21 protein-coding genes and 3 pseudogenes are annotated in these 23,495 nt (G+C 41.6%); 17 read left to right on the top strand and 7 right to left on the bottom strand.

Annotation, left to right across the window (positions count from 1 at the left end; genetic code table 11):
- The first annotated feature begins 332 nt into the window (after window positions 1-332).
- The 11 genes from BMZ95_RS02915 (at window position 333) to sufB (ending at window position 10,180) form a co-directional block, all read left to right on the top strand.
- Window positions 333-548, top strand: a complete 216-nt coding sequence (locus tag BMZ95_RS02915; protein ID WP_225354889.1) for a DUF1146 family protein — start codon at window positions 333-335, stop codon at window positions 546-548.
- Between the two features lie 21 nt (window positions 549-569).
- Window positions 570-1,874: a UDP-N-acetylglucosamine 1-carboxyvinyltransferase gene (gene murA, locus BMZ95_RS02920; protein WP_046922053.1), complete on the top strand. Its 1,305-nt coding sequence runs from the start codon at window positions 570-572 to the stop codon at window positions 1,872-1,874.
- 166 nt (window positions 1,875-2,040) lie between these two features.
- Window positions 2,041-3,033: a rod shape-determining protein gene (mreB, locus tag BMZ95_RS02925; RefSeq protein WP_014073771.1), complete on the top strand. Its 993-nt coding sequence runs from the start codon at window positions 2,041-2,043 to the stop codon at window positions 3,031-3,033.
- Entirely contained in the window at window positions 3,033-3,317 is a 285-nt protein-coding gene (gene yidD, locus BMZ95_RS02930) for a membrane protein insertion efficiency factor YidD (protein WP_062370084.1), read from the top strand. Before mreB ends, yidD begins: the two co-directional genes overlap by 1 nt.
- Window positions 3,317-3,541 carry a DUF2969 domain-containing protein gene (locus tag BMZ95_RS02935; protein WP_014073769.1) on the top strand — a complete coding sequence of 75 codons (225 nt, stop codon included), beginning with the start codon at window positions 3,317-3,319 and terminating at the stop codon, window positions 3,539-3,541. Before yidD ends, BMZ95_RS02935 begins: the two co-directional genes overlap by 1 nt.
- Window positions 3,542-3,657: 116 nt before the next feature.
- Window positions 3,658-4,869 (top strand): FtsW/RodA/SpoVE family cell cycle protein, encoded by a 1,212-nt coding sequence (locus BMZ95_RS02940; protein WP_014073768.1) that lies wholly within the window; start codon window positions 3,658-3,660, stop codon window positions 4,867-4,869.
- Between the two features lie 170 nt (window positions 4,870-5,039).
- Window positions 5,040-5,819 carry a Fe-S cluster assembly ATPase SufC gene (sufC, locus tag BMZ95_RS02945; protein ID WP_014073765.1) on the top strand — a complete coding sequence of 260 codons (780 nt, stop codon included), beginning with the start codon at window positions 5,040-5,042 and terminating at the stop codon, window positions 5,817-5,819.
- 10 nt (window positions 5,820-5,829) lie between these two features.
- Complete coding sequence (gene sufD, locus BMZ95_RS02950; protein ID WP_046922054.1) at window positions 5,830-7,116, top strand: Fe-S cluster assembly protein SufD; 1,287 nt, start codon at window positions 5,830-5,832, stop codon at window positions 7,114-7,116.
- Entirely contained in the window at window positions 7,097-8,335 is a 1,239-nt protein-coding gene (locus tag BMZ95_RS02955; protein WP_041820036.1) for a cysteine desulfurase, read from the top strand. The genes sufD and BMZ95_RS02955 overlap by 20 nt, the downstream gene beginning before the upstream one ends.
- Complete coding sequence (sufU, locus tag BMZ95_RS02960; protein ID WP_046922055.1) at window positions 8,322-8,783, top strand: Fe-S cluster assembly sulfur transfer protein SufU; 462 nt, start codon at window positions 8,322-8,324, stop codon at window positions 8,781-8,783. The genes BMZ95_RS02955 and sufU overlap by 14 nt, the downstream gene beginning before the upstream one ends.
- Window positions 8,780-10,180 (top strand): Fe-S cluster assembly protein SufB, encoded by a 1,401-nt coding sequence (gene sufB / locus BMZ95_RS02965; RefSeq protein ID WP_003694476.1) that lies wholly within the window; start codon window positions 8,780-8,782, stop codon window positions 10,178-10,180. Before sufU ends, sufB begins: the two co-directional genes overlap by 4 nt.
- A 96-nt stretch (window positions 10,181-10,276) precedes the next feature.
- Here sufB and BMZ95_RS02970 read toward each other — a convergent pair.
- A pseudogene (locus BMZ95_RS02970) lies at window positions 10,277-10,591 on the bottom strand (tyrosine-type recombinase/integrase); the annotation flags it as partial.
- A 386-nt stretch (window positions 10,592-10,977) separates the two neighbouring features.
- A pseudogene (gene tnpA / locus BMZ95_RS02975) lies at window positions 10,978-11,442 on the bottom strand (IS200/IS605 family transposase).
- Here tnpA and BMZ95_RS02980 point away from each other — a divergent pair.
- From BMZ95_RS02980 to BMZ95_RS02990, 3 genes and pseudogenes are all read left to right on the top strand, one after another.
- A pseudogene (locus BMZ95_RS02980) lies at window positions 11,432-11,833 on the top strand (helix-turn-helix domain-containing protein); the annotation flags it as partial. The pseudogenes tnpA and BMZ95_RS02980 sit on opposite strands and share 11 nt — an antisense overlap.
- A 110-nt stretch (window positions 11,834-11,943) precedes the next feature.
- Window positions 11,944-12,831, top strand: a complete 888-nt coding sequence (locus BMZ95_RS02985; protein ID WP_046922056.1) for a DMT family transporter — start codon at window positions 11,944-11,946, stop codon at window positions 12,829-12,831.
- Between the two features lie 65 nt (window positions 12,832-12,896).
- Complete coding sequence (locus BMZ95_RS02990) at window positions 12,897-13,742, top strand: phosphotransferase (RefSeq protein ID WP_046922057.1); 846 nt, start codon at window positions 12,897-12,899, stop codon at window positions 13,740-13,742.
- Between the two features lie 336 nt (window positions 13,743-14,078).
- On the opposite strand, the gene BMZ95_RS02995 is transcribed toward BMZ95_RS02990, so the two are convergent.
- The 3 genes from BMZ95_RS02995 to BMZ95_RS03005 are packed head-to-tail and all read right to left on the bottom strand — an operon-like array spanning window position 14,079 to window position 18,710.
- Window positions 14,079-15,029 (bottom strand): Ppx/GppA family phosphatase, encoded by a 951-nt coding sequence (locus BMZ95_RS02995; RefSeq protein ID WP_014073757.1) that lies wholly within the window; start codon window positions 15,027-15,029, stop codon window positions 14,079-14,081.
- Entirely contained in the window at window positions 15,029-17,185 is a 2,157-nt protein-coding gene (locus tag BMZ95_RS03000; RefSeq protein ID WP_046922058.1) for an RNA degradosome polyphosphate kinase, read from the bottom strand. Before BMZ95_RS03000 ends, BMZ95_RS02995 begins: the two co-directional genes overlap by 1 nt.
- Window positions 17,178-18,710: a hypothetical protein gene (locus tag BMZ95_RS03005; protein WP_014073755.1), complete on the bottom strand. Its 1,533-nt coding sequence runs from the start codon at window positions 18,708-18,710 to the stop codon at window positions 17,178-17,180. The genes BMZ95_RS03000 and BMZ95_RS03005 overlap by 8 nt, the downstream gene beginning before the upstream one ends.
- Before the next feature lie 289 nt (window positions 18,711-18,999).
- Here BMZ95_RS03005 and BMZ95_RS03010 point away from each other — a divergent pair, with 289 nt between their 5' ends.
- The 3 genes from BMZ95_RS03010 to BMZ95_RS03020 all read left to right on the top strand — a co-directional run bounded on the left by BMZ95_RS03010 (window position 19,000) and on the right by BMZ95_RS03020 (window position 22,420).
- Window positions 19,000-20,148, top strand: a complete 1,149-nt coding sequence (locus tag BMZ95_RS03010; protein WP_014073754.1) for a D-alanine--D-alanine ligase family protein — start codon at window positions 19,000-19,002, stop codon at window positions 20,146-20,148.
- 177 nt (window positions 20,149-20,325) lie between these two features.
- The gene (locus BMZ95_RS03015) at window positions 20,326-21,855 is read left to right on the top strand and encodes a glycerophosphodiester phosphodiesterase (protein ID WP_046922059.1); all 1,530 of its coding nucleotides are present in this window, start codon (window positions 20,326-20,328) and stop codon (window positions 21,853-21,855) included.
- Between the two features lie 10 nt (window positions 21,856-21,865).
- On the top strand, window positions 21,866-22,420 hold the full coding sequence (locus BMZ95_RS03020) for a DNA-3-methyladenine glycosylase I (protein WP_014073752.1): 555 nt from the start codon (window positions 21,866-21,868) through the stop codon (window positions 22,418-22,420).
- 50 nt (window positions 22,421-22,470) lie between these two features.
- Here BMZ95_RS03020 and BMZ95_RS03025 read toward each other — a convergent pair whose 3' ends face one another.
- Together BMZ95_RS03025 and BMZ95_RS03030 are read right to left on the bottom strand one after the other, a co-directional pair.
- Complete coding sequence (locus tag BMZ95_RS03025) at window positions 22,471-22,953, bottom strand: universal stress protein (protein ID WP_003694453.1); 483 nt, start codon at window positions 22,951-22,953, stop codon at window positions 22,471-22,473.
- 102 nt (window positions 22,954-23,055) lie between these two features.
- Window positions 23,056-23,349 (bottom strand): hypothetical protein, encoded by a 294-nt coding sequence (locus BMZ95_RS03030; RefSeq protein ID WP_014073751.1) that lies wholly within the window; start codon window positions 23,347-23,349, stop codon window positions 23,056-23,058.
- Window positions 23,350-23,495 lie beyond the last annotated feature (146 nt).

Raw genomic sequence — 23,495 nt, forward strand, 5'->3', positions numbered from 1 at the left:
AACAAGGTTGACTTCCACGACGTCATCCAATTTCATATTTAAACCTCCGATATACTTGATGTTTAAAGCATACCAAGACATCGGAGGTTTATGAAGAACGCTTATTTAACGACCGCTTACAAAAATACAGTGCCTTGATTTAGATTGATTCAATGATTACTGGACGAAAATCCAGTGACTTCGGTCATGGGAGAACCATTATGAAAAAAATGGCATACAAGTCGAGTTATTTAAAATTCAGTTAGATTCAGTGACTATTAAAGAAAACTATGCTATGATTAGTTCGAATTGATTGAAAGGTTTAAATTAGATAAATGCAAGATATCGGAGTAATGTCGCTTTTAACAATCATTAGTCACTTTGTTTTTATTGCCTTAAGTTTTAACGCGTTTCAGTCTTTGAGACTTGATCGGTATTTTACTCAAGAAAGGCAAAACAAGTTTAAAGTAGCATTGGTTTTATTTTCAGTAGCGGTAGGATATGGAGTCAGCTCATTTTTTTTGAGCTTTTTGAACAGTCTGACAAATATGACTTACTTGATTAAATAATTTGTTCATGGAGGGTTTTTAGTGGAAAAAATTATTGTACACGGTGGGCATCGACTTGAGGGAACTGTTGAGATAGAAGGCGCAAAAAATGCGGTTTTGCCGATTTTGGCTGCAAGCATCCTTGCGAGCGAGGGCAGAACTTTTTTGTCAAACGTTCCGATTCTTTCTGATGTCTATACAATGAGCAACGTAATTAGATTTTTGAACGTTCAGGTCGGCTTGGACGAATCGACGAAGACCATGGTGCTTGATGCAACGGGAAATCTTTCATATGAAGCCCCGTTTAAATATGTTTCCAAAATGAGAGCATCAATTGTCGTGCTTGGACCGTTGCTGGCACGTTTGGGGCATGCAAAAGTTGCAATGCCGGGCGGATGTGCAATCGGCTCAAGACCGATCGATCTGCATCTTAAAGGTTTAGAAGCCATGGGAGTCGAGATTGAACGTCATGACGGATATATTGAAGCAAGAACCGACTGCTTAAAGGGTGCCAATATTTATTTGGATTTTCCAAGCGTTGGAGCAACGCAAAACATTATGATGGCAGCAACGCTTGCCAAGGGAACGACCATAATCGAAAATGTTGCTCGTGAACCCGAAATTGTTGATTTGGCCAATGTTTTAAATAAGATGGGGGCCAAAGTCTATGGTGCCGGTACCGAAACAATTAAAGTCGTCGGCGTTGATCATCTTCACGGAACGGAGCATACGATTATTCAAGATCGCATTGAGGCCGGAACTTTCATGGTGGCAGCAGCTTTGACGAAAGGCAACGTTTTGATTAAAGATGCAATTGTCGAGCACAACAAGCCGCTTATTTCAAAATTGGAGGAAATGGGCGTTAGAGTCATAGATGAAGAAAAAGGAGTAAGGATTATCGGGCCCGAAAAATTAAAGCCAACGACGATCAAGACGTTGCCGCATCCTGGTTTTCCAACGGATATGCAGCCGCAAATGTCAATTTTGCAATTAGCTGCCGACGGGACGAGTATTTTGACCGAAACTGTTTTTGAAAATCGATTCATGCATCTTGAAGAACTCAGGCGAATGAATGCTGACTTCAAAATTGAAGGAAATTCCGTAATTTTGTATGGTCCGACTGATTTTTGCGGAGCAGAAGTTGCTGCAACGGATCTTAGAGCAGCTGCAGCGCTTGTCTTGGCAGGACTTGTTTCAAGAGAAATTACGCAAGTTACTCATTTGAAGTATCTTGATCGCGGTTATTACAGGTTCCATGAAAAGCTGGCATCGCTTGGTGCTGAAATTAAGCGTGCAAATGATGTTACTAATGGAAAGTTTTTTATGAACGAAACAGAAGAGGTATGAGTTTCAAGCGGGCTTTTTCGGCTCGCTTTTTAGCTTGAGCAATGATTTGCAGTGCTGACCAGTTTTTTTGAAATCACAGTTTTTTCTATGGCCAATTGTGATATAATATCACTGTATATTGACTTTTAAACAATGAAATAATATTTGAAATAAAAGGAGAACGGCTATGGCTAAGGATATCGGTATCGATTTGGGTACTGCAAACGTTTTGATCAATGTTAAAGGGAAGGGAATCGTTTTGAACGAACCTTCTGTTGTTGCGGTTGATACGCAAACCGGCAAAGTTTTAGCGGTCGGATCGGAAGCCTATAAAATGGTCGGACGTACGCCAAGCAACATTCGAGCAATCAGGCCGATGAAAGATGGAGTAATTGCTGATTTTGACATGACTGAGCAGATGCTTTCCTATTTCATTAAAAAGCTTAACGTCAAGGGTTTCATGGCAAAGCCGAACATTTTGATTTGTGCCCCGACCAATACGACTGATATTGAGCGCAAAGCGATTCGTCAAGCAGCAGAAAAGTCAGGCGGCGGCAACGTTTATTTGGAAGAAGAGCCAAAAGTTGCTGCAATCGGAGCCGGTCTTGATATTTTTGAGCCTTGCGGAAGCATGGTTATCGATATTGGTGGCGGCACGAGCGACATCGCCGTTCTTTCCTTGGGCGACATCGTGGTTTCAAGCTCGCTCAGAAGTGCCGGTGATCGACTTAACCAGGATATTGCGTCATACGTTAAGAAAAAATACGGCTTGCTGATTGGCGAACACACTGCTGAAACGGTCAAAATTGAAATCGGCAGCAGCGTTGTTGGAAATCGTCAAAAGGAAACTCAGGTCAGAGGTCGTGACGTTGTTACCGGTTTGCCGAAAACCATCACGCTGACGTCTGACGAAACTGCTGAAGCCATGAAGGATACGATTGATTCGATGATTGCATCTGCGCATGACGTTTTGAGCGAAACGCCTCCGGAACTTGCATCAGATATCATTGATCGCGGAATCGTCATCACAGGTGGCGGTTCATTGCTTGACGGAATAAGCCAGCGATTCTCAGAAGTTTTGACTGTCCCCGTAATGGTTGCGGAAACACCGCTTGATGACGTGGCTATCGGTTCAGGCAAACTCCTTGAGCATATTGAAGAGTTGTCAAAGGAAAAATAATGCTCAAAAGAATTTTGATTGCACCCATCTTGTTTTATAAAAAGTGTATCTCACCGCTTCTACCTCCGAGTTGTCGGTATTATCCGACATGTTCGACTTATATGATTGAGGCCATCAAGAAGCATGGTGCTTTTTTAGGCCTGATAATGGGATGCAGTCGTATTTTAAGGTGTAATCCGTTTATTCGCGGAGGATATGACCCGGTGCCGGATCATTTTACGCTCAGACGAAACCGAAATCCAAAAGACGAGAGCTCATACGAACAGCAGGAGTTGAAAAAATAATGTCAAAAAAAGATAAAAATATTCAGATTACCGAACGCGAAAAAATGGTTGACGGAAAGCTTATATCAGAGCTTGTCACGGCTCGTGGAGATGTCATCGGGACAGTGTTGGAGAATGAAGCTCGTTTTAAAGCAGTTCTTCCTGAGGGTGAAGATTTCGTGTTGCCAACCAGAGAAGAAGCATATGGCTGCATTTTGCGCGAATATCATCTTCATCACGGATAATTTGAACGCTTATCTTAGACGTGCTTTGATTGATAAAATGAGGGAGTGGGACAATGTATATGCAGTCTCACTCCCATTGTTTTAATGCTTGTTTGGAAGGAAGGTTTTTTAATATTATGGAGAGCAAAGAGTATTTAAAAAGATCTGATACGGATGATGATGCAAGAATTGACTGGGGCATCATCTTCTGTGTGCTCGTTTTGGCAGTTATCGGGATGACCGCGCTTTATGTGGCTCTCAGTCATGATAATATTGCTAATCCGACAAAAGTTTTACTTAGTCAGGCTATCTGGTATTTTATCGGCATCGGTGCCGTCCGGTTTATTATGCAGTTTGATGCCGAACAGTTGTGGAAGATAGCACCAGTTGCATATGGAATCGGAATAGTGCTGCTGATTTTGGTTTTGTTCATGTACAGCAAGACCTATTATAATCATAGCGGGGCCAAAAGCTGGTTTGCATTCGGGCCTTTGACGTTTCAGCCGTCTGAGGTCATGAAACCGGCGTATATTTTGATGCTTGGGAGAGTCGTTTCGACGCACAATTCGGAATATGCGACGCACACGCTTCAAAACGATGCGATTTTGCTTGGGAAAATGTTTGCTTGGACGATTCCCGTGGCTGTTTTGTTAAAGCTTCAAAACGACTTCGGAACAATGCTTGTTTTCTTTGCGATTCTTGCCGGCGTTGTTTTGGTTTCCGGCATTTTATGGAGAATAATCGTGCCCCTGGGCATTGCAGCCACTGTTGTCGGCGGTACGGCAATTTTTCTGGTAATTTATAATCGTGATATTTTGACGAAAATTGGCTTTAAAGCTTATCAGTTTAGTCGAATCGATTCATGGCTGAATCCTTCGGCTGCTTCCGGTTCTGACAGTTATCAATTATGGCGAAGCATGAAGGCAATCGGATCCGGTCAGCTTTTAGGGAAAGGATTCAACGTTTCGCACGTTTATGTTCCGGTTCGCGAATCCGACATGATTTTCTCGGTAATTGGCGAGAATTTTGGGTTTATCGGCTGCTGCCTGCTGATTTTCATTTATATGCTTTTGATATTCCAAATGATTCAGATAACTTTTGATACTAAGAATGAATTTTATGCGTATATCTCAACTGGCGTCATCATGATGATTTTGTTCCACGTATTTGAAAACATCGGGATGAATATCGGCTTGCTTCCGTTGACCGGGATTCCGTTGCCTTTCGTCAGCCAAGGCGGTTCCGCTTTGGTCGGAAACATGATCGGAATCGGGATGATCATGTCGATGCGTTATCATAATAAGAGTTATATGTTCTCAAACGAAAAAGATTTTGAAAATATAAACTAAACCGTTAAGAGACTGGAATTTTTTCAGTCTTTTTTTCATGTTATAATTAACGTTGTTCTCATAATTTTTAATAAAATTCAATTTTATGAACAACTTTCCGGTTAAGATAATTGAAAATGATTCTCAATTATCTTAAAATAAATTTATCGACTTGATGGAGGGATGAAAGAATGTCAACACTTGAAATTAAAGATTTGCATGTAACCATTGAGGGAAAAGAAATTTTAAAGGGCGTAAATCTGACGATGAAAACGGGTGAAATCCATGCAATCATGGGTCCTAACGGAACGGGTAAATCAACTTTATCCGAGTCTATCATGGGCAATCCGGCTTACAAGATTACTCAGGGCGACGTTTTGCTTGACGGTGAAAGCCTGTTGGACAAGCCGGTTGACGAACGTGCACGATTAGGGTTGTTTTTGGCAATGCAATATCCGGCAGAAATTCCTGGCGTAACGAATGCTGAATTTATCCGCGGAGCAATTAATGCGCGTCGCCCAAAAGAGGACCCGATTTCGATTCGCAAATTTTTAAAAGAGCTTTCAAAGATAATGAATTTTTTGGATATGACCGATGAAATGGCTGAACGTTACTTGAACGAAGGCTTTTCAGGCGGTGAAAAAAAGCGCAATGAGATTTTACAGATGATGATGATCAAACCTAAATTTGCAATTTTGGATGAAATTGATTCGGGTCTTGATATCGATGCTTTGAAAGTTGTTTCAAAAGGTGTCAACGAGATGCGCGGCTCTGAATTTTCAGCATTGATCATAACTCACTATCAGCGTTTGCTCAATTACATCGTTCCTGACGTCGTTCACGTAATGATGGGCGGCAAGATTGTAAAAACGGGCGGTCCTGAACTTGCCAAAAAGCTTGAAGATGAAGGATACGCAGGCCTTCGTGACGAGCTTGGACTTGATATCAAGCTGACTGACGAAAACGCATAGGGGGGCTGGCATGAGCGAAATGACAACGGAAAAGTTTGAGACGTATGCAAAAAATGCCGGCGAACCGAGATGGTTTACTGAAAAGAGAAGTGCTGCTTTTGATAAGGCAAAAGAACTTCCCATGCCTTCATTTCAAAAAATAAAGTATCATCGCTGGCCGATTCAGCTTGAAAAAGAACTCGTTTTCAGCAAGAGCGAGCTTGACGAAAATGAAAAATCCGTCATCGACGACAGTGAAAATCTTTTGATTGAGTTTGGGCAATCAACGGATACCATCAAAATTTCAGAAGAACTTAAAGAAAAAGGCGTGATAGTTGCCGATTTAAAGGCAGCGTTAACCGAGCATCGCGATCTTTTTGAGCGATACTACATGCAAAAGGCGGTCAAAGTTGACGAAAATCGGTTAACCGCACAGCACGCGGCCAAGGTTACGAGCGGTGCTTTGATTTATATCCCGAAAAACACGATTATCGAAAAGCCGATTACGACCTACTTTATTCAGGATGCGACAAAAGCCGAGGATTACGTGCACCATGTATTGCTGATTGCTGATTCCTGCAGCGAGGTTTCATATCTTGAAAACTTGTTGACGGTCGGAAACAACGAAACAACAGCGAACATCATCGTTGAAGTAATCGCTCGTCCTGGTTCGCACGTTAAGTTTGCAAGCTTTGATCGTTTGGGCGAAAATACGACCACGTACCTTAATCGTCGCGGATATCTCGAACAAGACGCCAAAATCGACTGGTCAATGGGGATGATGAACGACGGCAATATCGTTGGCGATTTTGATTCTGATTTGATTGGGAACGGATCGCATGCAGAGGTCAAGGTTGTTGCGATTACGACCGGCAAACAAGTTCAAGGAATCGACACGCGCGTTACGAACTATGGTAAGCATTCCATTGGTCATATTTTACAGCACGGTGTTATCCTGGCTAAATCATCATTGATCTTTAACGGCATCGGTCACATTATTCATGGAGCAAAGGGAGCAGATGCCCAACAGGAAAGCCGCGTTTTGATGCTTTCAACCAAAGCAAGAGGAGATGCAAATCCGATCCTCTTGATTGATGATAACGATGTTTCTGCGGGTCATGCCGCAAGCGTTGGACGCGTGAACGAAGAACAATTGTATTATTTGATGAGTCGCGGACTGCCGAAAAAACTTGCTGAAAGATTGGTTATCAGAGGCTTTTTAGGTCCGGTTTTGACTGCGGTGCCAAGCATCTCTGTCAGAAAGAGACTTTCAGACATGATTGAGGAGAAATTGATAGATGGTCAAGAAAATGAATGAAATTTGCAGAGATTTCCCGATTTTGAATCAGATTGTAAATGATGAACGTCTGGTTTATCTTGACAATGCGGCAACGTCGCAAAAGCCAAAAGAGGTTATCGATGCCGTCAGCAATTACTTTTTAAGAGACAATGCAAACGTTCACCGTGGCGTTCATACTTTGGCTGAGCGCGCGACTGAACAATTTGAGCAGACAAGATTTAAAGTAAAGAACTTGATTAATGCCAAAAGCGAACGCGAAATAGTCTATACCAAAGGGACGACCGAAGGATTGAACTGGGTTGCTGTTTCGTTTGGAACACAAGTTGTCAAATCAGGCGATGAGATTGTCGTTTCCTACATGGAACATCATTCAAACATCGTTCCCTGGCAGATTTTGTGCGAAAAAACGGGTGCCAAACTAAAGTATGTCAAGTTAACGAAAAATGGCGAACTTGATTTTGAAGATGCCAAGGAAAAAATTACAGCGAAGACAAAAATCGTATCAATAGCTCAGGCGTCAAACGTTATGGGAGTTGTCAATCCCATCAAGGAATTGGCAAAATTGGCGCATGAAAACGGAGCTTATATGGTTGTCGATGGTGCGCAGTCCTTGCCGCACATGAAAGTTGACGTTCAAGATCTGGATGTTGATTTCCTGGCTTTTTCCGGTCATAAGATGCTTGGTCCGACTGGAATCGGGATTCTTTTTGGAAAAATGGAATTGCTTGAACGAATGAGTCCGCTTGAATACGGTGGTGAAATGATTGACTTTGTCGAATTGGACCATTCAACTTTTAAAGAAGTTCCTTGGAAATTTGAAGGAGGAACCCAAAATATTGCAGGCGTCATCGGGTTAGGTGCCGCAATCGACTACTTGCAAGACGTGGGGTATGAGGAAATTGAAAAAAAAGAGCATGAGCTGGTTGAGTACGTGTTGCCCAAGCTTCTTCAAATTGATGGTCTGACTGTTTATGGCCCTAAGGAACCAGATAAGCATACCGGCGTGATTTCATTCAATCTTGACGGAATTCACCCGCATGACGTCGCAACCGCGCTTGATATGGAAGGCGTGGCAGTCAGGGCCGGGCATCATTGCGCTCAGCCTTTGATGAAGTATCTGAAGATTCCGGCAACGGTCAGAGCAAGTTTTTATTTTTACAATACTAAAGCTGATGCGGATCAACTGATAAAAGCAATTTTAGCAACGAAGGAGTTCTTCAAACATGGCACTATCTAGATTGGACAACTTATATCGACAGATGATCCTTGAGCACGCGGATCATCCTCATCACCACGGAGTGCTTGAAAATTCCGATCATCAACTGGAATTGCGCAATCCGACTTGTGGGGACGTTTTGATTTTGCAGCTGAAGATGGAAGACGGCAAGGTTTCAGATATTGCATTTTCCGGTGAAGGATGCACGATTTCCCAAGCTTCGGCATCGATGATGACAGATGAGGTTATCGGCAAAACTCCGAATGAGATTGAAAAGATGGTTGTGGCTTTTTCCGACATGGTCACAGGAAAAGCTGAAACTGAAGAAGATTATGAAGAAATTTTGGGCGATGCTTCAATTTTGGAAGGCGTTGCACAGTTTCCTGCACGAATTAAATGTGCCACTTTGGCTTGGAAGGCAATCTATCAAGCTTTAGGAGAAAACAACAAGGGGGTCGACGGGCAATGACAGAAAAAATTCCAGAACTTGGCGGTGAATATAAATACGGGTTCAAAGACGATATTAAGCCTATTTATACGACCGGTGAAGGATTAACCGAAGAAATCGTCAGGAAGATTTCTGAGGCCAAAAATGAACCGGAATGGATGCTTGATTTCAGATTGAAAGCTTATGAGACATATAAAAATCTTTCAATGCCTGATTTTGGCCCGGATTTGAGTCCGCTTGATTTTGAACACATCAATTATTTTCGTCGTGATTCAGAAGGCGTCGCCAGAGATTGGGATGAAGTTCCTGAAGAAATCAAGAAGACGTTTGATCGTTTGGGCGTGCCTCAGGCAGAAAGAAAGTATTTGGCAGGTTCATCCGCACAGTATGAATCAGAAGTCGTTTATCACAACATGCGTGAAGATTTTGACAAATTAGGCATTGTTTTCATGGATACCGATTCTGCCGTCAAAGAATATCCAGAACTTGTGAAGAAGTACTTTGGAAAGCTGGTTTCGCCGTCAGACAACAAAATGGCTGCTTTAAATTCTGCCGTCTGGTCAGGCGGTTCGTTCATCTATGTTCCGAAGAACGTTAAAGTCAACGTTCCTATCCAAAGTTATTTTAGAATCAATGCCGGAAATTCAGGGCAATTCGAACGGACGCTGATTATTGTCGATGAAGGCGCAAGCATCAACTATGTTGAAGGATGCACCGCTCCGAATTACTCAAAAGACAGTCTTCATGCTGCGGTCGTTGAGGTTTATTGTCTGAAAGATTCTTACTGTCGTTATACGACGATTCAAAATTGGTCCGACAACGTTTACAGTTTGGAAACGAAACGTGCCAGAGCTCTTGAAAATGCCACAATGGAGTGGGTTGACGGAAACCTTGGTTCAAAAGTCACGATGAAATATCCGAGCGTCTACCTTGACGGCAAAGGTGCGCGCGGAACAATGCTGTCAATTGCGTTTGCCGGAAAAGACATCGATTCAGACACCGGTGCGCGAATGATTCATAATGCGCCCAATACGACGAGTTCAATCGTTTCGAAATCGCTTTGCAAAGATGGCGGACGCGTAGATTATCGCGGACACGTTCGTTTCGGACGCAAATCTGACGGATCATTTGCCCATGTCGAGTGTGACACGATCATCATGGATGATAAATCTGCAAGCGATACGATTCCGTACAATGAAATTTTGAACGGCAACGTTTCAATGGAGCATGAAGCCAAGGTCTCAAAGATTTCAGAAGAACAGCTTTATTATTTGATGAGTCGCGGTATTCCTGAAGAAAAGGCCACTGAGATGATCGTCATGGGATTTGTTGAACCTTTTACGAAAGAGCTTCCGATGGAATATGCAGTTGAGCTCAATCGCCTGATCAATTATCAAATGGAAGGTTCTGTGGGATAAAAACATTTTTAACTTGCAAAGCCTGGTGTAATAAGGTTTGTGAAGCGTAAGCATAAACAGAAATAGGCACTTGTAACCTAACTTGTAACCTCTGTGTTACAAGTCGATGTAATTGGCAAATTTTTGAGCTACTTCCTGCTTCTTGGATTGCGTGACATGAGTGTAGATATCCAAAGTAGTTTTTGAACTGGAGTGTCCCAGTCGAGTTTGGACTTCTTTGATGGTAGCTCCTGCTTCGAATAGAAGGGATGCATGCGTGTGTCTAAAACCATGCAATGTAATTTTCTTTTGCGGGTACTTCTTGTAAATCCATTTGAGCCAGTCGTTAGCTCGTGCCGGTATCAATTTCTCGTTTTCCGCAAATGTTGTAAATAGATACTGTTCCTCGTTGTTGGTATTGATACCGACGGCGAGGAATTTTTTTGTCTGCGCAAATTTCCATGATTATGCAGATGAAATGACAACTCATTTTGAATCTGTAACATATAGATTTATCCTCAAATCTATTGAGCTTGATAATTATCCAAAGTATGCGTATGAATGTTGAGGATAAGACATGAGCATCGATAAACCGGTGTTTTTTGTTACAAAAAACTCTAATATTTGACCCCGAAAAGTCGTAAAAAGGATTATTTTTTATGCGATCAGATCAGCGTGGAGCGGGTTTCTTTTTTTAGTGAGTATTTTTTTGAACCGTTGAAACTTACTGAGATGCGGTCATCTTAAATTCAGAGCATCGAAAAGAACTTGAATCAATGCCTGTTTTTTAATTATGCCTGGCCGGAAATCCCGTGACTTTAGTCATGGGATGGATAGGCTCCATTTGGGCGCTTTTTCTTTTGCAGTGCATTATATTTTTGATTGTTGATATAGTTTTCCGCTACATCTTTATTCATATTGCCGAGCGTACTCATATAGTAGCTGGGAGACCATAAATGACTACCCCGATATTGTGATTGTCGAATTTCTGGATGTCGTTTGAGAAAGATGAATGCACTACGTCCCTTTAGTGCTTTGATAGCGCTGGTTGGCGCCTTGCTGGGTGGAAAACTGATCAGTACATGAACATGATCCGGCGTTACTTCCATCTTTTCGATTACAATTTCGTTATCTTTTGCAACCATTCGCAATATGTCTTTCATTTCGTCTGCCAGTTCCCTAGTTGAAAAAGTCTGGTGGCGATGCTTAGTTGCTCAGATTAAATGGTAGATGATTATAATATTATTATAGCAATAAAGGAGGTGAAATAAAATGAAATCAATGGCACAATTGGAATGCCATTATGGATTGAAGGTTCGCATTTATCCAAGTGATCATCAGAAACAAATAATCAGGGTTAATAGTTATGCCAGTCGTTTTATCTACAACGAAATGGTCGCAATCGGCAAAGAGCTTTGTCAATTAAGCCGAGTCAGACTGCCGATTGATACGGTACAAGATCGCATCCAACAGCTGAAGCTTCGACGAAATGCCAGACAAATGTCGAATCATTTCCAATTTTTGGAAGACAAGCGCATTGACAGTCTCGCAAAAGCTAATGCAATCCAAAACTATTACAAGGCTTGGAAAGCCTTTCGGAAGGTACATGAAACCGGCGTTCCAAAGTTCCATCGTAAAAGTTACGCATGGCGGTATCAGACCAATTGCCAATACCTATACTCAATACAGGGGTGTCTGTTCACAAGCCATCGACTTTAGCCGATGGTGGTTGACTTCAATCGTATGTTAGAATTGCATATAAACAAATTTATCGAGGTAGAGAAATGTCTAAGAGAAATCAGGGAATCATGCTTGCAATTATCGGAACGATGTTTTGGGGAATTTCGGGTCCGCTTGCACAAGCATTGTTTGCACAAAACGTTAAACCGTTATGGCTGGTTGGTGCACGTTTGTTGTTAGCAGGAATTTTGCTATCGGTCTGGGGGGGTATTGTGACTGATAAAGAGCAGCATAAAGAAATTTTTAAAAAGAAAAATTTGATTTTGCTGATTTTGTTTGCTGTTTTCGGGATGGTTCCTTCGCAATTGACCTTTTTTTTGGCAATCAGATACGGAAATGCGGCGACCGCAACGATTCTGCAGTTTTTAGGCCCTGTATTTATCATTGTCTGTCTTGCGATTCAGTATCGCAAGCTTCCACGGAGAATCGACGTGATTTCATTGATGATTGCGGTATTGGGAACGATTCTTATCGTTACGAACGGAAAAATCGGCACGTTGGCATTATCCGCTGCGGGCATTTTTTGGGGAATCATGGCAGGCGTCAGTCAAGCTTCTTATACTTTGATTCCAAGACGGCTGCTTGAGCAGTTTGATGCGCGTCTCGTGACGGGATTGGGAATGGTTATCGGCAGCGTTTTGTTTTGGCCGCTGATTTTGACCACGAAGATTCCTTCAATAACTCCGTTTACTGTGGGATCGTTTGCATATATCATCATTTTTGGGACGATGGCATCCTATTTGTGCTATCTTCAAAGCGTAAAATACATTCCGGCTTCAACGACCGGGATGCTGAGCGCATTTGAGCCTTTGACGGCCAACGTTTTATCGGTGATTTGGTTTCATGAGACTTTGGGGGCTTTTCAGACAGCGGGGGCCGTTTTGATTTTGTCGACCGCTTTTTTGCAGGCAATGGCTCTGAAAGGCAAATAGTAGCTTGCATATTCTGAGATGTTTTCTTAAAATTAAAGTTAAAGATATCTTAAGGTGGGATTTTTATGCTGATTGAATTTTTAAACGACTATTATGCAGCAGATTTTAAGAAGATACACGACATTGCCGGCAATCAGCATCTTGTTGGGCACAGCGTTCGTTTTGACAAAGATTTGTTCGTAAAAATTTTCACTGAAAGCGAAATGTTTTATGCAGAACAAAACGTCAATCAGGTCTACTGTCCGGAGATATATCTTGACAGCGTGATTTTTGGCGACAAATATATTGTTGTTTTAATTGATCGTGAGTTGCATGATACGGATGCTGAGCCGGTTGATGAACAGCGGGCAGCTCAATACGGGGAGATGCTGGCAAGGTTTCATCAAAAAGTTACTGACAAGGTGCTTGTTGCAGACTATACGAAGACGAAGCTGTCCAATCGAATCTTAAATGCCGCTGACGGCTTAAAGAATACCAAATATGAAGAAGACGTCAAAAAGGCCATGGAAATTTTGAGACCGGATTTTGATCAGGCTGATGAAGAATATAAACAGTTGCCGCATGTTGTTTTGCACGGAGATTTCAGCTTGAGAAACATTAAGCGTTATAAGGATTCTGAAGTTCTGATTGATTTTGAATGGGCTTCTGTCGGCGTTGCATATGAAGATTTCATTAAATTTTTTTACAATGAGGTTAAGAATCCTAAACTAAGATCAAGCTTTATCGAAGGTTACAAGAAAGTTTGCGACTTTGAGGTTCCAGGGTCCGGATTGCAGCGTTGCCTATTGTTCCTTTGTGCTTTGAATATCTGTCGTTTCCATGTTACGCATGAACGCGAAAAATTTGGCGATATGCCGGACAGAATGCTGAAGACGATCGAAAACAGAAACGCCATTGTTGAGTTGGATTAAAGAAATATTTTTTATCTGAAAGTCTGAACTGAGGACCTGCTAGAAAATGAAGACGAAAAAAATTTCCGTTTGCTCTTGAATCAAACTAATTGCCGAACGAAGGAAGTCGCAAGCAGACTGACTTTGTCCGGCATTTTTTCAATTTTGACACGCGGGAAATGACTCTTTTTGACAAATACAGTGCCGCTCAACTAATCTGGTCAAAATCTAAGTCAAATTTACTGATTCGTTTTGTCCACCATAGGCGACTGTCACGCATACGCAAAAACCCGGATGATCTTGCAATTGGTGCAAATTATCCGGGTTTTTAATTTGAGACATACTTTTTTTCAAGCCTCATTTGCGTACTTTCCAAGATAGTTGTTTTTTATTTTCCAAATATTCAAACAGGCTTCCTTCTCGCAAGCCATGATTTGAAAAGAGTATCTCGTCGATATGACAAGTTCTCAGAATCAAAACGAGCGGCGTTAATCCGCCAACGACGACGTCGGCTCTGGATTTTGCCAGACCAGGAACGCTTTCACGCTGCTTCTTGTCCATATCGATCAAGTCACCGACAATTTCAAATGCTTTATCTGAAGGAAGACGGTATCCGTGAAGTTCGGGAAGATTATCAGCCTGAAATTCGCGTCTTCTGGCAATTTTGGCTAAAGTACGGTTGCTTCCTCCAAGACAGATCAGCGGAATCTTATGTGCTTCCGTCAGCCAATCGACGTTGGTCAGTTCCTTTTCAACACTGGTCATGGCATCAAAAAGATGGCGAGCTGAAATTTTGTCGTCAAGGTGATGGGCGGCAGAAATAGTGACCGAACCAAACGGGAGGCTGATCAGGTTTTGGACCTGACCGTTTTTTGCCAAAATAAGCTCGGTACTTGCGCCACCAGTGTCCATAATCAAGCAATCTTTGACCGGTAGCGTTTTGGTAACGCCTAAAAAGTCAAGGTAGGCCTCGCGTTCGCCGGTAATGACGTTAAATTCAAGATCAAGCTTTTTTTTGACAAGATCTAAGAAATCTTTCTGATTGGCTGCCTGACGAACGGCAGCAGTTGCGATGGCATTGACGTTTGGATTTTCCAATTTTGAATAGATATCTTTAAAAGATTTCAAGGCCTGCAGTGTCCGCTTGATTGGTTCTTGCTTTAAAGTCTTTTCCTGACCCATATTTTCCGAAAGCCGAACGTACTCTTTTAGTTGATGCGTAACGGTGAGAGTTCCGTCATCTGCAATGTTCGTGATTCGCAAACGGACTGAGTTGGAACCAAGGTCAATCACAACGTAATTTTCCATCAATCATCTTCCTCGCTTTCAAAAGGAAGGCCTGCTTCGTGTTTTGTCATTGGTTGAAAAGCGTTCTGACCGTTCAAGGCTTCCTTTTTCATTTTTTTAAGTCTCGCATTTTTTTGTTCTGCATCTTGAATGAACCTTTCCTGCGAGTTGTTCGGAATCAGTCCGCGACGATCGATTCGGCTGAACTTGTCGCCATGAAGAATGCGAGTCTTGATGTTATCTTCCCACATTTCGTTGTAGATTGCAATTGCGCGCTTTTTTGTGTCGGACTGAATCAGCGGAAAGAGAAGCTCAACGCGACGATTAAGATTTCGTGTCATCATGTCTGCTGAGGAAAGGTAGATGTCTTCGTTTCTGTTGTTGTAGAAATAATAGATGCGGCTATGTTCAAGAAAACGACCAACGATGGAATGAACCTCAATGTTTTCGGAAATGCCCGGAATATCGTTTTTTAAACAACAGATGCCACGGATGATCAGTTGAATTTTAACGCCGAAGGAGGAGGCTTCATAAAGTTTTTCAATAATTTGGGGATCTGACAAAGAGTTCATCTTCATTTTGATGAAAGCAGGACGTCCATTCCTGGCAGCATCGATTTCATCATCTATTTTTTCATTGATAAACTTGCGGATGTTGTTGGGGGAATTGCGCAACAGGTGGAAGTAAGGAGGTTTGGAAAAACCTGAAAGCATGTTGAAAAGATTGGAAGCATCGATTCCCATATCTCTGTTGCACGTCAAAAGCCCCATGTCCGTGTAGAAGTTGGCGGTAACGTCGTTGTAGTTGCCGGTTCCCAGATGAAGATAGCGTCTGATTCCGTCATCATCTCTTCTGATGACGAGTGCAATTTTAGAATGTGTTTTGAGACCTATCAGCCCGTAGATGACGTGACATCCCATTTTCTCAAGGTGTTTTGCCCATCTGACGTTGTTTTCTTCATCGAATCGAGCCTTGACTTCAACGAGAACGGTAACCTGCTTGCCGGATTCGGCAGCCATTCCCAGATATTTGATAATCGGAGAATTGCCGGAAACCCGGTAAAGGGTCATCTTGATGCCCAAGACATTCGGATCCGTGGCAGCCTGATGGATAAAGTTCGTTACGGCATCAAACGAATCATAAGGGTGTTGCAGCAGATAGTCTTTTTTTCTGATTGAATCAAAGATATTTTCGTTCATTGACAGGCTTGGATCAAGATGCTTTTTAAATGCAGGGTATTTTAAATCATCGTGTCCTGAAACAAGACGCGGCAACTTTTTCAAAAACGTCAGATCGATTGGTCCATTGATGAGATAAATGGCAGTTTTGTCGACTTTCAGCGTTTTGATCAGGCGTTTCTTCAAAACGTCCCCGATCGTATTTTCGATTTCAAGGCGTACCACGCCGCCATGTTCACGTTCTTTAAGCTGATTTTGAACGGCACGCAGCAAATCGGAAGAGTCTTTTTCGGCGACATCAAGATCCATGTCGCGAATTACTCTGAAGACTGCCGTTTCTTCGACTGAAAATCCGATAAAAAGCTGCCCGATGTATTCTTTGATGATATCTTCAATCAAAATGAAATCATTGTTCTCACCCGGAAGCCTGACGATTCTTGAAAAAACGTCAGGAATGCGTAAAGTTGCAAACAATTTGCCGGTGTTCTCTGCATTTTTCAGCATAATTGCAAGGTTGAGCGAATTGTTGCTGATGAACGGGAACGGTCTTGAAGAATCGTCTGCCATCGGGGTCAAAACGGGATAGAGTTCATCTTCAAAATAATTTTTGATGAAATCCTGTTGTTCTTCATTTAAATCGGTTGGTTTCAGCAAAAAGATATCGTTTTTTTCAAGCAGCGGCAAAAGCGAGCGATTGAGCGTCGAATAGCGTTTTTCGACCATATCGTGTTCTTTTTCATTAATTGCATCGATTTGTTCTTTCGGGGTCATGCCCGATGGATCAGTATCATTGATTTTGACTGACACGAGCTTATTGAGCGATGCGACGCGAACCATGAAGAATTCATCGACGTTGCTTTGAGTTATCCCAAGAAAATTGATGCGCTCAAGCAGCGGATTGTCCGCGTCTCTTGCTTCTTCGAGAACGCGGCCGTTAAAGTCAATCCAGCTTAGTTCACGATTTTTGAAATATGAATTTTTAGAAAATTTTTTAGCCATTGTTTCCAATCCTCCGTTGTTTCAAGACAGGTTTGATTCCGAAGACTTCTTCAAACAGTTTGGCTTTGTGGTTGAAAGCCCATTTTTCAAGGGCAAGGTTGTGTGAAGAAGAGGCCGTGATAACGAGCGAATCTTTTTTTAAAGAAACCGAGATTTTTTGAATCTTTTGCTTGCCGGAATCATCCAATGCGTCTGCCAGTCTCAAAATGGCAGCCAATTTAGCGACGATAATTTGCGAATCCGCTTCGATGTGACGATAGTGTGCCTGTTCAAATGCAGGGGATTCGACCGAGTGGTAACGAGCGATATCCGCAATGATTTTATTTTCTTCATCAGAAAGGCCAATCAGCTTCGTTGCCTGTAAAATATAGGCAGAGTGGCGGTAATGCCCGTGCGAATTGATGAAATTGCCGATGTCGTCCAGTGAAGATGCGATTTGAAGGAGCAATCGCTCACGTTTGCCAAGACGATGAAGCTTTTTTAACTGGTCAAACAGGTGGAGGGCAAATTTAACGGTGCTTTTGCGATGTTTTTCGTTTGTAAGATATCTTTTGGCAAGATTTTCAGCAGAGGTAAGAATTACGTCGTTGAGATCGATGTCAAGATATCCGAGTTCATTTCTGATTTGCATGGCAATTCCGTCCGGAACGGACATATTCGTCAAAATAAGCTCTTTTGAACCGGCGAGCTTTAAAAGTTTTCTGACAAGCAAAATATCCGGAACAATCCTGTTTACCAGGCTTTCATCGATTCCGAGACGCTGACTTAGAAACTGGTCCGGAGAATCGATTGCCTCATCGGCGAACGTATTGAAATCTTTTAAGGAAATGCTTTGAAGAGCTTTGGCATCCTCATCAGTGTCCATTAGTTTGTTGAGAACAAGCGAATCTTGAACGAACACGTGAATGTTCCCATTTTCTTTGTTAAATTCAGGGCGCAGGAACGCAAATTTGCTGTCTATATAGTCTTTAACGACCTCAACGGGGTTTCCGGCCATATTTTGGAGTTCCTTTGTGATATCGTCCAATTCCTGATAGCCGATTGCGATATTCCATGCGGTTTGGAATTTTTGATGACTGAATTTTGAAAGGGTGATTGTTGCAGATCCAATGTTCATCAAATAAATCGTATCTTTGCTCAAATCTTCAAAGCGTTTTGAGCATTCCAGCGTTGCAATCGTTTTGTAGTATGTAATCTGACTTGTATTGAGCCATTTGACGCTTAATTTGGTTCTGACGTAAATCTGGTCGCTCAGATAGCGAGCGGAAACATCGTCAACGAGCTGCTGATTGGCCCAAAAATCATAATCAGCAACATGATAGTCTTTTAGCAATTGCAAAAAGCCGTCAAGAGCAGCAACGATTTTTTTAAGTTCATGTCGATAAATTGAAGATTTGTGCTTCTCCTGAACGAAAACGGCCGAGCTTGCCGTTTCAATGATTTCTTGCGTTTTAAGATCGATGATATTCAGTTTCAATTTGAGCGGAGACATGTAAATAATGCCGTACAGTTTGTTTGCAGCCACAAAATCACCCCTATTTAATTATGTCTACTACTTAATCATAGCAGAAAAAATATTACATAAAGTAACTTTTTTGTAAAGATGCAAAGTTGAATGGAATTTTTGAAATGCAGTGAGGGCATTTGAAGTCTTTGACATAAAGCGGTAACAAAAAGAGTGACATCGCAGAAGATATCATGTATTATCGTAATAGGTGTTAAATGGAAATTTTTTAGTGCTTTAATCAAATACTTATTGTATAATAAAAATGGCCGTATAAGAAATTTATATCTACAGAGGATGATTTAAGATTATGTCAGAAAAGAAGTTACACATTGCTTTGCTTTTTGGCGGCAATTCATCAGAACACGACGTTTCAAAACGTTCCGCTCACACGGTTTTTGATGCATTGGACAAAGATAAGTACGAAGTTTCGGTATTTATGTTCACCAAGCAAGGATTTTTGCTCGGAAACAAAGATTCTATGAGAATTTTTGACGGCGAGCCTGAAGATGCCGTTGTGGCAGAAGCAATTAAAGATGTTGATTTCTCAAATCCTTTGGCTAATATTCAAAGCCTTTCAGAAGTCAAGGATATTGATTTGTTCATTCCGGTCATTCACGGAAATATGGGTGAAGACGGAACGGTTCAAAGTTTATTCCGCTTGCTTAACAAGCCGTATATCGGCAGCGGCATCGCTTCTTCGGCAGTTTCCTTCGACAAGGATCTGACGAAGCAGCTCTTGACGTATCATGGCATTCGCAATACGAAGTATGTTGTCGTTACACCGGAGAACCAGTCTGAATATACTTATGAAAAATGTGCTGCCGAACTTGGAGAAACGTTGTTCGTCAAACCTGCTCGTCAAGGCTCATCCGTCGGAATTTACAAAGTTTCAAACAAAGAAGAATTCGATAAGGCGATTCAAGACGGATTCCATTATGATTTCAAGGTTCTGGTTGAAGAAACGATTGCCAATCCGCGTGAAGTCGAATGCTCCGTTTTGGGAAATCGTGACATCAAGGCATCAAAACTTGGCGCTATCCGCATTCCTGCAGAAGATGCGTTTTATGACTACAACAACAAGTTTGTTGATGCGTCAGGCGTCGTTTTCGAAATTCCTGTCGAATTGCCAGAAAAGCTGACGAAAGAGATTCAACAGATGTCACTTGATGCTTTCCGCGTTCTTGGAAATCGCGGACTTGCACGAATGGACTTCCTTGTTGATGAAAATGACGTGCCTTATTTCGGTGAAGTCAATACTTTGCCAGGATTTACGAATATTTCGCTTTATCCGCAATTGTGGGCCGTTTCCGGCATCAGCTATAAAGATCTGCTCGACCGTTTGATTCAGTTGGCCTTTGATGAATTTGAAGACAATGCCAAACTTCATTATGATTTTGTTGAACTTGGATCAGAAAAACTCGGTAAAGGTCTTTTGACTGACGAAGATAAAAAGTAAACAGATAAGTCATCGATTCGATTTTTAGTGGTCAGAATCGGATATTTGCAAAAAACTCTGAGAATCGCGGGTTCCCAGAGTTTTTTGCATTTAAGGACAGTTTTTTGACAAATCTCAAGGAAATTTTTTGACTTGACTGCTCTTTTTTTCTAAGATATTAGTAATTAATAGTCAGGGGTGTTTCGATTGACGAACGGCATAGCATTTTTAAGAGAATTAACTGCAAAATTGGACAAACGTCCTGAATTGGCGCTATTGTGGTCATTATTATGGATGTTTATGATGCTGTCGCTTAAATTTGATGGCATGTTTTTTATTGTTTTGCTGTTGATTTTGTTTTTGGCTCTGGATTTGACAACGGCATATTTATTTGGCGACGTCAGACCTGAGAGAAGGCATCTCATTCGTTTCGTTTGTGTCAGTCTGCTCAGCTTGAGCTGGAGGGGGATGCCGTTCATATTTCGAGCATTGTCGCAAATCCCAATCCCGATTGCGATTCAAAATGCGATTTTTGATCATCGAAGGCAGTTTATTTTAATAGTTGTCTGTTGTTTCTTTGGCATGATTTGGCTTTTTTGTTCCGTGTCTGATGAAACCGTCGGGGTATTTTTTTCAAAAAAAATAAAAAGTAAACGTCTTTTTTTGCGCATATTATTATTGGAAACGGAATTTATCTTTTGGTCAGCGTTTCTTTTTGCGATCGGATATTGGCTGTGCGAGAATTTGCTTGGCAATGCGCAGTTTCTTTGGGAAATATTGATTCTTATGCTTAAGTGGATTTTGCTGATCATGTATCAAATGGCGTGTTTTCAGCTTTACTTTGGAAATCGTTCGTTCGATTCACGTGTTTCAGAAATCAGCGGGCCTGTTGCGATTTGCTTTTTGATTGCGGCCGTCGTGCAGTTGATATTTGTCAAAAATTCACTTGTTCCGAATCTTCAAAGCGATTTTAAAATAGTTGCGCATCGTGGGTCCGACGGAAACAACGGTGTCCCGAATACCGTTCCAACGCTTAAGGATTCGAAAAAAAAGCTTTCTCCTGATTATTCAGAGCTTGACGTCAGACAGACGGTGGATGGACGTTTCGTCGTTATTCACGATGCAATGTTGGCAAATTCTTCAGGAAAAGAACGTGAAGTAAACAATCTTAGTTTGGGTGATCTGATAGGGCACAAAGTAAAAGAAAGCGGTCATGCCGCATATCTTTCAGGATATAGTCAGTACCTTGAAGCAGCTCATCAAATCAAACAGTCGCTGATTACCGAAATCAAAACGGATGAACATGATAATTATGATTTGGCTGCTGAATTCTGTCATTTGTATGCTGATTCGATGATCGATCACGGCGACATGGTTCATTCGATGGACTATCAGATTATTGCCAACGTAAAAAAATCTGAAAAACGCTTAAAGTGCGGGTACGTTTTGCCGTTTGAAATTTTTTCAATGCCCAAAGGTGCGATTGATTTTTATTCAATCGAATATTTAACGATGAATCGCTCATTTATCAAGGCTGCGCATGACCAAAAAAAGAAGGTCTATGTTTGGACCGTCAATAACAAGCTGGACTGTCTTCGCGCTTGCGCAATCGGTGCCGATGGCGTTATTACCGACAACGGCAGCAAGCTTAAACGCTTTTTAAAAACGGCAACAAAAGATGATTTTTCTTTAGGATGTTTTATTAATAGTTACGCTATGCTGAAATAGGGGTGTTTGAATGAATAGTTGTCCTTGGGGATTGAATAAAGCAAATTTGTCAAAATTTCACGAAGAAGAATGGGGTCGACCCGTTCATGAAGACAATAAGCTTTTCGAGTTTTTGAGTCTTTCCGTCTTAGCGGCCGGATTGTCATACGGTACCATCCTTGATAAGCGAGATGATTTGTGCTTGGCATTTCATGATTTCGAAATTGATAAAGTTGCGCAGATGTCACCAGAAGAAATCGAAAGAATTCTTTGCGATAAAAAAATGATTCGAAACAAAAAGAAAGTTTCAGCCGTTGTTTGCAATGCGACGGTCAGTCAAAAAATGCGCGCAAATGGGCAGACATTGGATGATTTTTTCTGGAGTTATACCGGTTTCAGAACAATTGACAATAAGTGGCTTCATGCAGAGATGATTCCAGAACAAACCTTGTTGTCAAGAAAAATTTCGGATGAGATGCATGAAAGAGGTTTTATCATGGTCGGGCCTGTTTTAATCTACAGTTTTTTAGAAACTGTCGGAATCGTCAATGATCATTTGATTGATTGTCAGGCAAGAATATCATAAAAAACAGAAACCCAGAAGAAGGTTTCTGTTCTGTACGTCAAAGATTAAGCTTATTTGGCATCTTTTTTAAGTGCCGGTTTATTATCGAGATCAGTTCTGACGACCAAAACGTCGCATGGAGCCGTACGCGTAACGTACTCCGTAACCGAACCAATCAACAAGCGTTCAACGGCATTCAGGCCAGTAGCACCGATAACAATCAAATCAATCTTTTGATCTTCAGGAATGTCTTTTGCGATAACGGCTTTCGGAGCGCCATATTCAACCGTGAAGTCAATATTCTTAACACCGTCTGCTTTGGCGGATTCAACGTAACCTTCCATTGTCTTTTTGGCGGTTTCGGTTACTTGATCCACCATTGCCGTGTCAAAGCTTGAAATATTTTGGAAAGCACGCGTATCGACAACGTGAACTAAATGAAGAGTCGTTTCATCACCATTTCTTTTTGCGACAGAAACGGCTTTCTTGAATGCTAATTCAGCTTCGCGAGACCCGTCGACAGGAACAAGAATGTTTTTGTATCTTTGTAACATTTGACTCACCCTTTCTTTACTTTCATATTTATTTTACTTTATTTATACGGAAAAATAAAGTGAAAACGCTCACTTTTTTGTGAACAAAAGCGCCAATAAACATCAGTTGCCGATTGAGTACGCAAGCATCAAAAAGGAAAGGCTTGAAACAAAAACGGCATCACAGATCAGGAGGATGATTTTGAAAATCACAAGTGTGGTAAAAGCTGAAATAATACTCAAGCTTCCACAGATAATCAGGACGATTCCCAAAACCAACATAATTTTTGAAAGCGATCGATCTTTTTCCGGATGAAAAATGATGACGGGCTTGTTTCTGTGGCTAAAAACGTACCAACCTAAAAAAACAACGATTAGGCCAAGGCCGATGAATAAAGCCGTTGCTATATTTTGCATTGTAAAAGTCCTCAGTTAAGTCTTTGTCTAAAAAAGGGCCAAAGCAAAAACTTTGGCCGGTGAAAATCCGATGGTGCCGATTTAAGTCCTTGCAGTTGAACCCGCGTTTATGCAGGAAAAAGTGTCCATACCGAGGTTTTTTGGAC

Origin of the sequence: Ligilactobacillus ruminis DSM 20403 = NBRC 102161, assembly GCF_900113455.1 — a bacterium.
In the GTDB taxonomy this organism is placed as follows: Bacteria; Bacillota; Bacilli; order Lactobacillales; family Lactobacillaceae; genus Ligilactobacillus; species Ligilactobacillus ruminis.

Bases quoted from the DNA above. Each gene is read 5' to 3' on its own strand.
- BMZ95_RS02915 (WP_225354889.1), top strand. From the start codon at position 333: ATGTCGCTTTTAACAATCATTAGTCACTTTGTTTTTATTGCCTTAAGT.
- mreB (WP_014073771.1), top strand. From the start codon at position 2,041: ATGGCTAAGGATATCGGTATCGATTTGGGTACTGCAAACGTTTTGATC.
- yidD (WP_062370084.1), top strand. From the start codon at position 3,033: ATGCTCAAAAGAATTTTGATTGCACCCATCTTGTTTTATAAAAAGTGT.
- BMZ95_RS02935 (WP_014073769.1), top strand. From the start codon at position 3,317: ATGTCAAAAAAAGATAAAAATATTCAGATTACCGAACGCGAAAAAATG.
- BMZ95_RS02940 (WP_014073768.1), top strand. From the start codon at position 3,658: ATGGAGAGCAAAGAGTATTTAAAAAGATCTGATACGGATGATGATGCA.
- sufC (WP_014073765.1), top strand. From the start codon at position 5,040: ATGTCAACACTTGAAATTAAAGATTTGCATGTAACCATTGAGGGAAAA.
- sufD (WP_046922054.1), top strand. From the start codon at position 5,830: ATGAGCGAAATGACAACGGAAAAGTTTGAGACGTATGCAAAAAATGCC.
- BMZ95_RS02955 (WP_041820036.1), top strand. From the start codon at position 7,097: ATGGTCAAGAAAATGAATGAAATTTGCAGAGATTTCCCGATTTTGAAT.
- sufU (WP_046922055.1), top strand. From the start codon at position 8,322: ATGGCACTATCTAGATTGGACAACTTATATCGACAGATGATCCTTGAG.
- sufB (WP_003694476.1), top strand. From the start codon at position 8,780: ATGACAGAAAAAATTCCAGAACTTGGCGGTGAATATAAATACGGGTTC.
- BMZ95_RS02985 (WP_046922056.1), top strand. From the start codon at position 11,944: ATGTCTAAGAGAAATCAGGGAATCATGCTTGCAATTATCGGAACGATG.
- BMZ95_RS02990 (WP_046922057.1), top strand. From the start codon at position 12,897: ATGCTGATTGAATTTTTAAACGACTATTATGCAGCAGATTTTAAGAAG.
- BMZ95_RS02995 (WP_014073757.1), bottom strand. From the start codon at position 15,029: ATGGAAAATTACGTTGTGATTGACCTTGGTTCCAACTCAGTCCGTTTG.
- BMZ95_RS03000 (WP_046922058.1), bottom strand. From the start codon at position 17,185: ATGGCTAAAAAATTTTCTAAAAATTCATATTTCAAAAATCGTGAACTA.
- BMZ95_RS03010 (WP_014073754.1), top strand. From the start codon at position 19,000: ATGTCAGAAAAGAAGTTACACATTGCTTTGCTTTTTGGCGGCAATTCA.
- BMZ95_RS03020 (WP_014073752.1), top strand. From the start codon at position 21,866: ATGAATAGTTGTCCTTGGGGATTGAATAAAGCAAATTTGTCAAAATTT.
- BMZ95_RS03025 (WP_003694453.1), bottom strand. From the start codon at position 22,953: ATGTTACAAAGATACAAAAACATTCTTGTTCCTGTCGACGGGTCTCGC.
- BMZ95_RS03030 (WP_014073751.1), bottom strand. From the start codon at position 23,349: ATGCAAAATATAGCAACGGCTTTATTCATCGGCCTTGGCCTAATCGTT.